The 11801-nt window shown below is 36.4% G+C and carries 10 protein-coding genes; 5 read left to right on the top strand and 5 right to left on the bottom strand.

Annotated features, from left to right (window positions below):
* Nucleotides 1–325 precede the first annotated feature (325 nt).
* The 5 genes from BUC12_RS19355 to BUC12_RS19335 all read left to right on the top strand — a co-directional run bounded on the left by BUC12_RS19355 (nucleotide 326) and on the right by BUC12_RS19335 (nucleotide 4893).
* Nucleotides 326–1171: a hypothetical protein gene (locus tag BUC12_RS19355; RefSeq protein WP_139262131.1), complete on the top strand. Its 846-nt coding sequence runs from the start codon at nucleotides 326–328 to the stop codon at nucleotides 1169–1171.
* An 11-nt stretch (nucleotides 1172–1182) separates the two neighbouring features.
* Complete coding sequence (locus BUC12_RS19350; RefSeq protein ID WP_062185042.1) at nucleotides 1183–2076, top strand: hypothetical protein; 894 nt, start codon at nucleotides 1183–1185, stop codon at nucleotides 2074–2076.
* Between the two features lie 11 nt (nucleotides 2077–2087).
* A complete protein-coding gene (locus BUC12_RS19345; RefSeq protein WP_062185045.1) occupies nucleotides 2088–2960 on the top strand; it encodes a hypothetical protein in 873 nt (290 codons plus the stop codon).
* Nucleotides 2961–3254: 294 nt separating this feature from the next.
* Nucleotides 3255–3902 carry a hypothetical protein gene (locus tag BUC12_RS19340; RefSeq protein WP_062185048.1) on the top strand — a complete coding sequence of 216 codons (648 nt, stop codon included), beginning with the start codon at nucleotides 3255–3257 and terminating at the stop codon, nucleotides 3900–3902.
* A gap of 310 nt (nucleotides 3903–4212) precedes the next feature.
* Nucleotides 4213–4893 carry a hypothetical protein gene (locus BUC12_RS19335; protein ID WP_062185051.1) on the top strand — a complete coding sequence of 227 codons (681 nt, stop codon included), beginning with the start codon at nucleotides 4213–4215 and terminating at the stop codon, nucleotides 4891–4893.
* Nucleotides 4894–5887: 994 nt separating this feature from the next.
* Here BUC12_RS19335 and BUC12_RS19330 read toward each other — a convergent pair.
* The 5 genes from BUC12_RS19330 to BUC12_RS19310 all read right to left on the bottom strand — a co-directional run bounded on the left by BUC12_RS19330 (nucleotide 5888) and on the right by BUC12_RS19310 (nucleotide 10615).
* The gene (locus tag BUC12_RS19330; RefSeq protein ID WP_062185054.1) at nucleotides 5888–6208 is read right to left on the bottom strand and encodes a Bor family protein; all 321 of its coding nucleotides are present in this window, start codon (nucleotides 6206–6208) and stop codon (nucleotides 5888–5890) included.
* 702 nt (nucleotides 6209–6910) lie between these two features.
* Nucleotides 6911–8224, bottom strand: coding sequence for a hypothetical protein (locus tag BUC12_RS19325; protein ID WP_139262130.1), 1314 nt, complete (start codon nucleotides 8222–8224; stop codon nucleotides 6911–6913).
* A 1155-nt stretch (nucleotides 8225–9379) separates the two neighbouring features.
* Complete coding sequence (locus tag BUC12_RS19320) at nucleotides 9380–9775, bottom strand: protein-export chaperone SecB (protein ID WP_062185060.1); 396 nt, start codon at nucleotides 9773–9775, stop codon at nucleotides 9380–9382.
* 17 nt (nucleotides 9776–9792) lie between these two features.
* A complete protein-coding gene (locus BUC12_RS19315; RefSeq protein WP_062185064.1) occupies nucleotides 9793–10095 on the bottom strand; it encodes a hypothetical protein in 303 nt (100 codons plus the stop codon).
* Nucleotides 10096–10114: 19 nt separating this feature from the next.
* Complete coding sequence (locus tag BUC12_RS19310) at nucleotides 10115–10615, bottom strand: hypothetical protein (protein ID WP_139262129.1); 501 nt, start codon at nucleotides 10613–10615, stop codon at nucleotides 10115–10117.
* Nucleotides 10616–11801: the final 1186 nt, after the last annotated feature.

Genomic DNA, 11801 nt, shown 5'->3' with positions numbered 1-11801 from the left:
AGGCCTGTTACATCGGTTGTTTTATGGTGTGAAGGGGTTCTTTTTTAATACTGAATATCGTGTTCCTTTGTTTTTCAGGTGGACCGGTTGATTATATTATATATTTTTTCCTATAAATGTTGGTATGGCTAGTTGTGTAGAGACGTTGTTTTATTGTGTTTAATATTGTATTTGAATACTCTCCTTTCAACTGCCACGAGCGTAAAACCAACATAGGGCAGCAAGGTGCAGAGATTGCACTTTGCTGTATTTTAAAGATTTTTTATTTACGGGATCAAGATAGAGGGGTCTATGACCCTAAAACAACAATTTCAAATTAAACAGAATGAAAAAGAATTATTTACTTATGCTATGCTTTTTAGGGGTAATGTCTCTAAAAGCTCAGGTGGGAATAAATACCCAAACACCACAGGGTATCTTCCATCTGGATGCCTTGGGTGAAACTTCCGGAACTACAAATATGAAAGATGATATTGTAATTGCAAGCGATGGTGGTTCGGGCGTAACGTTGTCTATAGGAGGAGCATCCGTAACCGGAACATCAATATCGTTGCATAGTTCCATCAAAGGTTTCGTTCCAAACAGGGTGAAGTTAACATCAGCACTCGATGTTACTACAGTACCTTCGCCGGTCGAAGGGATGGTGGTGTATAATACAACGGCTTCGGGAGCTTACCCCAACAATACTCTGCCGGGTTATTATTTATACAATGGTTCCCGTTGGAAGAGGCTGAGGACAGCAGCTTATCTCGGAGTAAGTAATACCCGTTCGTTACAGACATCGGTAACAACAGCCCCCTCAACTACCGCTGCTTTAGATGCCCCTGTCCTTAATTTTGGTGGTATAACTATTTTTGAAGACGGAGCATATGCATTTTCCTTCAATATCGCAGGAACTTCATCTACCGGAGATTTAGCGGATAAGATTACACGCGGTATACTTTATATAGATGTTCTGAAAAAAAGTGTTGGCGAAAGTGCCTTTTCTGTCTTTCAAACGATAGAGATAAATCCTGCTTTATTCCCGAATGGGTTATCTTTCACCATTACGGGCATTGCAGGAATGGAGCTTAAAGCCGAAGATGAGTTGAAATTTACGGCACGCCATTATTCGACCTATCCTTCTATTACCCTTACAGGCAACACGTATCTGGAATACTGGAAATTATAAAGAGAACAAAAATGAAATACAATATAGTTAGCCTGATGCTGATTTTCTGCTTTACAGGAAATGCTCAGGTAGGAATTAATACAAATAATGTCCAGGGTATTTTTCATATAGATACCCGGGGGAATAATGCAACAACCGGTGTCCCGGCAACATCGCAGCTGACAGACGATGTTATTGTTGCGGCAAATGCTTCGACAGGGGCAAATGTGGGTGTAGGAGGCCAGGTTGCTACAAACAGCTCGGCCCAATTGGCTTTGCTGGCTACTAATAAAGCTATATTACTAAACAGGGTGGCTCTTACCGGTCTGAGGGATATAACGACTATACCAAATCCCGAAACCGGAACGATTGTTTATAATACTGCAACATCAGGAACTTATCCCGATAATATCATTCCCGGCTATTATTATTTCAATGGAGAGGTATGGTACGAATGGCAGTACGGGCAGGTAAACTCCAATCTGTCACAGCGCGATTTATTGACCGACTGTACCTCAGTTGATCTGCCTAATTTAGGAGATCCATCATCTCCGATGACAGCTACTCTTGCAAATTTTGGTACTATCCAGATGGAAGAAAAAGGTACTTATATATTCTCCCTCCGGTTGTATGGGCCGGCTACAGCCAATTCATCCGGTACTACCGCTCCGACATTTACACGTACCATATGCTATTTGTATATGATGAAAAATGGATCGACCAAAGTAGCTTCAATGGAAATTAATGTGCCTCTGCCTTTAGGGGGAATAGTCGCTTTTACCCATACAGTCTCAATGCAGGCTGTACTCGATAAGGACGATATTGTTACATTCCGTCTGGGGCATTATACCGGGTATTACGGCTGGCAGTTACGGGCAAATCCAATCAGTGCAGCAAAAACATCTCTTATCTATTGGAAAATATAAGAAAAACAGACATGAAAAATAATATCATTTATATAATTATAGCTCTCGGAATATCGGTATTGAAGTTAAATGCTCAAATAGGTGTCAATACCGATAATCCTCAGGCATTGTTTCATGTTGACCCTCTGAGGAATAATAATACGGGAACAACACCATCAACGGCTCAGCAACTCGATGATGTGTATTTTAGCAAAGGGTTCGGTGATGAAGCGGTTATTTCTATAGGAGCGCTCCCATTGGATAATACACAGTTACTAATGACCGATCCCAATAAGGCGTTCTTGCCAAACAAAGTAGCTCTAACATCTCAGTTAGACGTAACAACGGTACCAAGCCCTCAAACCGGAATGTTGGTATATAATACGGTGACAGTTAACGGAACGAATGGCGTTATCCCGGGGCTATATGTTTATGAAAACAGCAAGTGGCACTACCTGTTTACCGAAGATGCAAAAAGACTACAAATAAGAACTTTACAGACCCCATTGGTTACTCCTGTTTGTAGTTCGAGTGATTATGCCTGTGCTGCATTAATGAATTTTGGAGATGATATTATTATTTCCGAAGCTGGAGCTTATGGAATCGGGATTAGTTTATATGGCAAGCCGGAAACGAATCTGACTGCACCCAGCCGTGAGGTGCTTTATGTATGGCTGATGGCTAATGATACTCCGGTTGATGTGGCGGAATTAAATATGGTTGGATTTACTGCTGGTAACCCGTTTACTTATACAGTATTTTTGGGTGGACAATTTTCGGTAGGGGATAAGTTATCCTGCCGGTTGTCTTACTACCGTGAATATCATCCGATATACTTTGAGACATTGCGGGCACGGACGTTTATGATGTATTGGAGGCTCGAGCAGGCTTCTTTCCATGAATAATTGAAATACACAGTGACTATTTAGAATAAAACAAATAAAGAGAAAAGATGAAAAGATATTTACTAAAATGCTCGGTTAATTTTAGATATATTTTTTCCATATAAATGTTGGTAAGGCAAGTTGTGTTGAGACGTTGTTTTTATTGTGTATAATTTTGTATTTGAATACTCTCCTAACAACTTCCTGAGCGAAAAACCAACATAGGGCAGCAAGGTGCAGTGATTGCACTTTGCTGTATTTTACCTAAACAACTATTATAGTGGCAGTTTTAAATTAAAAAAACGAAGAGAGAAGATGAAAAGATTTTTATTGATATTATACTTCTTAGGGATAATGTCCTTGCAGGCTCAAGTGGGAATTAACACTGATATGCCCAATACTTCGGCTGCTCTGGAAATAGTCAGCTCTGAAAAAGGAATACTTATCCCCCGGATGACTTCTGCCCAAAGAGTGGCGATGGCTAATCCGGCTGAAGGATTGATCGTTTATGATACAACACTCAAATGCATCTCACAGAATGCGGGTACTGCTGCCAACCCTGAATGGATATGCCTTTCAGGAGAAAACACTCAATCCGGTTCGTGCTATATGTCTTCGATAGCTATTGACGAACCGGCTGTTGTTACCAATCGATTTTTAGACTTGTACGACGAATATAAAAGGCTGTTCTGTACCCCTACTGTGAGTAATACCGATGCTCCTTCGGCCATATCATATACTTCTGATAAGCAAGTGTGTATTATACCGATGGTCTGTAGCCCGGGTGCTCCGCCCAGGATATCTTACGTTCCTTCATCCTGCGACTTGTATTATTATGTCAGTTATCACGATCCTTCGCGGATAACTATTAATAGTATTAGTGCCGATGGGATAATGGATTATTCCGTAAAAGGGAAAGCCGATTATGATGATTTTTTCAATATCATTTTTGTTGTAAAATAAATACCGGTGGCCGGCTGGTTATGTCTTTAATAGCATGACAAAACACTCCCCTCACGGGGATTATCTGATATTAATAAACTTCTGTTTAGGCAGAAACAACTGGAATCTTTTTATGTTCTATGTAATATATATCATGTGCATTTAGCCACTTTTGTTGGTCCGGTAGGTTGTGTTGTGTAGAGTCATTGTTTTCGTTGTTTATTTAAACTGATACTATTCAAACAGCTACCTGAGCGCAGACCAACACACGGCAGCAAGGTGCAGCGATTGCACTTTGCTGTATTTTATCACAACTAACAAAACAATGTTTATGAATACAAAAATATGCTTAATCCTCGTACAGGTATTGTCTGTTATGCCTGTTAATGCCCAAATAGGGATGCAGACCGAGAATCCTCAGGGAATCCTCCATGTCGATCTCCAAAGAAATGCCAGCCCTTCAGGCAGTAGCGGTACTGCGGATGATGTTATGATAACCAATACCGGACAGATGGGGATCGGTACAGTGAATCCTAGGGCTAAGCTTGATATTCGCGGGTCATTCTGTCTTCGTGATGGTAATCAGACTGAAGGAAAAATGTTGATGTCTGATACAACGGGAAATGCGAAATGGGGCGACCGTCCGCGTTTAGAGTTTATAGAAGTAGAGAATGTGAACGGCCTTCTATCGGGTAAAACATTTACAGCTACTCCTTCCTACTCGGGAGTTTCTATTACTTTGCCTGAGGGCACCTGGCAGATTATGTTTCAGGCGACTTGTAATGCCCAGAAAAATATATTCTGGGATTTGTGCGAATCTCCGGATAGTTATTCTTTGCCGGATATTTCTAACCGGCGGGGTATGAGTTCGGGGCTTGACCCGGTTTCGGTTACTGCTATTTATTTTGTTACTAATTCCGGAACTAAGACTTTCTATATCTGGGCGAGTACTATTTCCGGTACGGCAACTTACCTTGCCGGCGGAACTCTTTGGGCATTGCCGATAGAATAGATTTCTGCTCGGCCATTTTTTTTGAGATCAAGGAATATCTGTTTATATAACTATGGAACATCTTTTTATGAATTCCTTTTATAACAACACTCACTATCTCTATGTATGTTGGCGGGGTATGTTGGATTGGATAGAGACATTGTTTTCGTTATGTTTACTCTTTTGATTGAATTCTATTCAATCAACTTCCTGAGTGAAAGCCAACACATGGCAGCAAGATGCAGCGATTGCACCTTGCTGTATTTTTTCTGTTTTCTCCGGTAATTTCCCTCTCTATCCCTACCTTTAATATAAAGGTAATCAGCCTCTTTATATTTTAGAACAAAGTGCTAAATGAAAATAATCTACAACATCTTTTTACCAGTCAAAGGGTATATAGCGATCAATATTTTCGGGTTTATTTTCGTAAGGAAAGAGTATAAACCCATCTTCGATGTTACTACATTTAGTACATGATGTTATATGATATAATCATATAAATGCTGAGACGCGTAATTGGGGTCATCCGGTTGTATAATTTAAATACAAAATAGTGTATCTACCAGGATATATCTATAAAGAAAAAGGCTGTATCACTACAGCCTTAGACAATTAGGATTATTACTTAGTAAAGATGTGTAAACAGAGTTATATCACTACAAGTCTGTTCCACAAAATCAACACTTGTAAAAATTCTTTACTCACTTATTTAAAATAAATTACGACATAAATATATAAAAAATTGGATGAATAAATACAAGAAAACACACACAATTTATACCGCAATTATTTCTTTTTTTTCCGGTTGTATTTTGATGTATTTTACACAAAAAAAACGGATAATTTAAAACGGAAACGAAGTATGTAAAAGGAAAAACTATAACCAATAAAAAAATATTTCAGTACCATAGTTTTGTTTTGTGCTTTAATTTATTCTATTCAACAACAGAAATTACCTGTAAAGAAGGAGATAGCATGTAACATGCTATCTCCTTCTTTTAAAGATTGTCTTTTATTATTTTTCATCTGCTGGGATATAATACTTTGTTGTTGTTGGGCTGTATATACCCAATGTGATGCAATTCAATAACCCATCTACAAATGTCCATTGGGTTAAAGTGGTGTAGTTTTTTCTATTTCCTACATTATCTTTTGCTTCTTGATTTGCCTTTTTTAATGGCAGCAAGCCCCAAAGCAGTATAGGATTAGATTTCGATGCGACTTCGACCTGTGGTGTAGTTTCTGTTACACTTCCATGATATACTCTGGAGGTATAACATGATGTAAAGGTGGAAGCTAATAAAACGATTGCAGATACTAAAAATAACTTTTTCATAATTTGTGAGTTTAAAGTTAGACATAAATAAAACTGAATGAATGTTTAAATACTATTTTGTTTTTTTAGTTCGTCCTATTTTGATACAGCACATAAATATTTATTTATCAACAATATACTAGTCATGAAAATTAAATATTTTGCTGTCCTATATTTGCCTGTTCCTGTATTTTAATATTTTCAAAATTTCTTCTTTGTGTATGGGATGTTCCTTTAAATAGCAGCGTCCCTGTTTCGTCTTTATCCAGGTTAAGTAATCTTTTATTGCCCGGTAAAACTCCTGTAATGCTCTGTTTGTTGTCATCATTTTTGCTCGTGATTCTGTTAAATATGCATATCTATCGGTAAGAGATAAGGTAGTGCCATGTAATCTCTACATACCACTACCCGACATCGTTGCACTGACTCACATCATAACAACAACACCTATAAAAGTCCTGTATAAATAATTCTCACTGGTGGTACACACTAAAAAATTATCAACACACCTAACTGTAAGATGACGTCCAATGAGTATTTATATGGAATTTTACAATTTGAAAAAAATAAACATCTTTATATATCAATGAAAGAGTTATTTTTAAACAACATATAGTACTCTATTTCATCTGATTAGTAGTAGTAATCAGTCTGAAGCTAAAAAAGGTCGTATATTGCATCGAAGTCATAAATAACTATATTTATTTTATTACAAAAATGATATTAATATGCAACAGATATGAACGGTTCGCTGAGACCTACCTGTGCCCAAGTTGCAGTTGACGGTCCACCAGCAATACATCCCCATAGGTAAAGTGTTCTTGAAGTAGTGGATGTATTAGTTATATAAAAAGTCATTTGCCCTATTGTAATAGTTGCATTCATTATACCAAATCCAGCAAGCTCCGGAATCTGTTGAATATTTGTTTTTGTAACACTTGTGCTAGATTCTGATAACTTTGTTGTCACATATCCATTTGCATTCGCTCCTTGTATCATACCTCCGACATATACCTGTGACCTTCCGGGAGGTACAACTACATACATTCCCAGATATTTGTAAACACCATTTGATGTTAATGTTGTGTTCGCATTTTCTTTTATCCCAAATACTACTTTGGCTGCCAGATTTTGCCATGTCCCTACTCCGTTAGCATCGGAAATCATTATTTTGCCATCACCTTGCGTACCATCCACCATTTTGAATCCTGTTCCAGAAGCATCCGCTTTAATATCTAATTTGGTTGCTGGTGATAAAGTTCCTATACCAACACGGCCAATAGAGTCTATAAGCATTCTGGCATTAGCCATATCTGATCCGGCACCGCTGGTTGTAAAATACAAGTTCGACTTATTAGAACTTCCATCTCCTACATACCTTGTATAGATTCCTGTCGTGATTCCTGGTATACTACCAAACTGAATGCTACCGATACCTCTGCCACTCGTCAATGGTAACGGATTATCTTTTGTCCCATCGTAAGAATACATAAGAAAGGACGGGGTTACATTAGCGCCGGAATAGGTCGTAATAGATATGTTATCAAGAGCATCGGTTGTAGTTTCATTTATGACACTGAATGCTGCAGTAGGTACTGCTGATGCGGTTGTCGAATTTGGCCCATTATACACGGCAACACGTCCACTACGGGAAATATCCCCGACTTTGTCTGTCTGAGCATCAGTTGCCGTTCCTGATGTCCGCCATTCGGTACCGCCGATAATCGCCTGCCACACTGTTCCGTCAAAATAATAGTATCCGGCGGCTGTTACGTTTATTGTTTTTGCGCTTGCTGTGGTTACTGCTGCTGTGGCGTAAACTATGGCTCCGGTCTGGGCTGTTCCGTATTGGGGGTCGGCGGCTTTCATCTGGTTACCGGTCAGGCGGGGAGCTATTACTCCTTCGGGGGTTGCATCGCTTAAATTGGCTGTTACGTCCAGCGACGCTGCCGGGGCTTCGGTATTGATCCCTACCTGTGCTAATGCTGTGCTACTTACCATAAGGGCAATTATGCCCATTAAAAACTTTCTATTCATGTTCTTTAATAATTGTTTGTTTAATTGTCGTTTATCTTGAGTGTCATTTCAGGGTATTCCCTTGTTATAATTAGTTATTCTTGTATGGGTGGTTATTTATCTAGCTTTAAATGAAACAGCAAAGTGCACTCACTGCAGTTTGCTGCTGATCTCTGTTGAGTAGTAGTGATTAAAGGTCGTACAACGAAAGAATGATCGTGTTTGTCTGAGTCTAATAAATGTTCATAAAGCAAGTCATAAATAACTATACGTTTGTGGTTTGTAGAGTTTGTGGTAAGTATATTTCTTTGAGGGTCTTGTTTTCTTCTTTGGGAGCTTTGCGCTTCTATGAATGGGTCTGGCCCGGCTGTTTTGGGGCCTGCATGATGAAAAGAGAGCAGCAAAGTGCACTCACTGCGGTTTGCTGCAAATGTCAGCTGGTTACTACATAGCATACTTTCCAGATCTTGTCCGATTCGACTAAACAACAACTCACTTGTCTGGAACAGTTTATTTGACCAACTGAATATTAGGATAAATATATACGTGACGAAGCGTATGAAGACATAAAAAGATGCTCCGTCTTTTGGACTTGATAAATATTGTATTGGGGTATAATCTTTACTTAACGCAATTATAATGGGCGTGTGCGCCTCTCTCTCTCTCTCTCTCTCTCTCTCTCTCTCTCTCTCTCTAATTTTTCAGCGCAAAAAAACAAATCTAAATTGTTAAAACTTAGATTGCTATTGATTTTGCTCCTATTTTTAATACTATTAACCATCTGAATGAGAGTTGAATTCGGCTGTAAATGTAATATGCTTTTTTTTCTCCGCAAATTTTTTTTGATAAAAAATTGGGGTAAGGTCAAAAATTTTTCTTTTTGTACTTTTTAGGCTGTTGGTAAACCCGCATAGATACTTAGTTTCTAGACTGATACTATCTTAACAAGCTCCCTTTATTTTATGCTTATTTTAACTATTTTATTCCTTTTTTTCCTTAATATATCATACTTTAATAGCATTCCATAGTTACTCCGCATGTGTTAACGTGGAAAAATGTAATCCTATCTTTATAAGTAGCTATATTTGGCAAGTTAGTGTTTAGGGGGGAAATAAAATAAACCCTAAAAGTTTTTGTCTAACTTTTAGGGTTCAATTCAAAATAAGCTTCTCCTTTTTATCTTTTTACAGCACCTTTACTTAAATTTATCGTGGGCAATATTAATGGTTTTATGCCAGATAACGAGGTTAATGTACTTATATACGCCCTTATATAGGGGAATAATATGGCTGGCGCACTAGTATTAAAGAATATATGTCTTTCTTCGTCTGTAATGTCTTTTTCAAATTCAAAAAACCCATTACATAATATTTTTATTACCAAAAGTTTATTCTCGTCTTCAATTGACACCTCTAGCTCTAATTTATATTTTCTTTCACTTTCATTAATACCACTAGATTTTTTAAAGCTTATATCTAAATTATCTGATATACCTCGAGGATCTCTAATTTCTATTAGAGATTTTAATATTTGATATCCATTAAACCTAAACTTTGATTCTGTAGAAGACATATATTGTATAAATTAAATTATGCAGCTGCTAAATTTTTATTAGTGTCACTGTACTCCATATATTTATCATCAAAACCAAAATTAAACGGAGTAAAGGAGTCGTCCGTTTCTATATACCTTTGTTTTATATTATCAAACGACATTTTAAAGCGTGCTTGATCTATATTAAAAGTCTCTGATGAATCAAAAATCATTGAAACATCATCATAGCAAGAAATATCACCATTACGTTGACTCGACAACCACTCTTTTAAGCTAGATTCTGTTTCTCTAGCTAAAGCCTCATCTAATCTTCTTTCTAATTCTTTTAAATCTATCATAGTTTCAATTTCTTAATAATCAATTACAATTCATTTCTTCTTGAAAACAAAATTCACTTACAATACCTAAATCATAGGCTGCTAATTGAATTCTTTTTCTATAATAAAGTCCACTTACCAGTAAATCATCACTATTAGGTAAATCCTGAAACAATATTCCTTTAGTAATATCTTGCCATTTAGACCGCTCTTGAAAATATTGATTAATTTCTTTTAGTGTAGGCTTTTTTCCGGTAATTTTAATTATCGCTTTTGCGGCCTTTTCTATTTGTTTCATCCAAAACTGATAATGCTCCTCATTAAACACAGTATCCAAGATATTATCAAGATTTATTAACGCCTTATAAATCTCAAAAGAACCGGTCTTTGTCTTACTATTATTACCCCAATGAATCGCATCAATCTCATCATACCAAAAATAATATCCATTTCCAAGCCAAGCATCATCTCTTGTACATGGTTTAGGAGAGCTTAGTCTAGTCTTCCTCTTTTCCTGCGTATGATACATTTTACGTTCCAAAGCTGTGTTAATAACAATAGATTATACGATAATGTTTAATTTATTTTATTTGCATTTTCGCGACAAACTTAACAAACTTTTTTCACAATCAAACATAACGAGGGTGCAAATAAAATAAATAATTCTTTAACGCAAGTTTTAAGTTGCTTTCAAAATCTGACCTCTCAAATATATTAGTAAAACAATATTTCGTTATTTTTCATTTAGAAAACGACATCTAAAAATTATTGGAAGAAATAAAAGGAAAATAGAAAGTAATGTTTAGTTTTGAGCGAACAAACTTAAAATTACATCTTTAATTATGTAAATTATTATTCCTATTATTCTTGTTGCCATTTTTAGCGAATTCTCAGGAAAAAGAACCAGAATCTAAAAGCAAAACTATTGAATTTACAAAGAGAGAAGGGGCACTATACAAAAAATCGTTCGATTGGTAAATCAGGTGGTGTAACATTCAAGAATATTTACATAACAGATTTAACTACTAAACAATCAATTTCAGCATTAAGATTGGAGAATTCCTATTATGTAGGATCTTAAAGTTTGATTGATTATGTTGGAACTCTTGATTCAGATGAACTAGATGGATGTATAAAGGCGTTAAACTATTTTAAAGAGAATATTTTACCTACAAATCTGTATCATTTATAAAACTAGAAGAATTAGATACTTTGATATCTAACTTCGTGATTGCCAAAACTAAATTTCAGAGATGATTATATATATTAAAAAGCCGATCAAATTTGATCGGCTTTTAATTGTAATATTGTTTAAAACATGAATGTTTTTTTCGGTTTACCTCCGGCCTATCGTTTTCACTGTGCCCTTTCTTTGTTTTTATTCTTAATACATAAACAGATAAAATCCTTACTACAAACAAGCTACAACTACATTTTAACATTTCACAAGAAGAAAAAAGAAACTTTTTTATCAATTCTTTTTTGTTATATCAAATTTACTCCTATATTTGTGATCGAAAATAGCATACTCAGCGAATAAAACAAAAAAATGTTTCAAAGGCATATCTATAAAAATTCTATAGAGAATCTAAGATTTAACATTTTAGATTTTGTCGTATGCGCTAAAGTATTAGAGAGAGAGAGAGAGAGAGAGAGACGCATCGGATAAAACAAAATCTACGAATTTACGAACTTTTTCGTTATACCAAAGTAGCGGACCACTTTTT

Source organism: Indolivaga macrotermitis, from assembly GCF_900128985.1.
GTDB lineage: Bacteria > Bacteroidota > Bacteroidia > Bacteroidales > Dysgonomonadaceae > Dysgonomonas_A > Dysgonomonas_A macrotermitis.
Note: the sequence above shows the minus strand (reverse complement) of the source record. Positions and strands in the feature narration are given on the sequence as shown.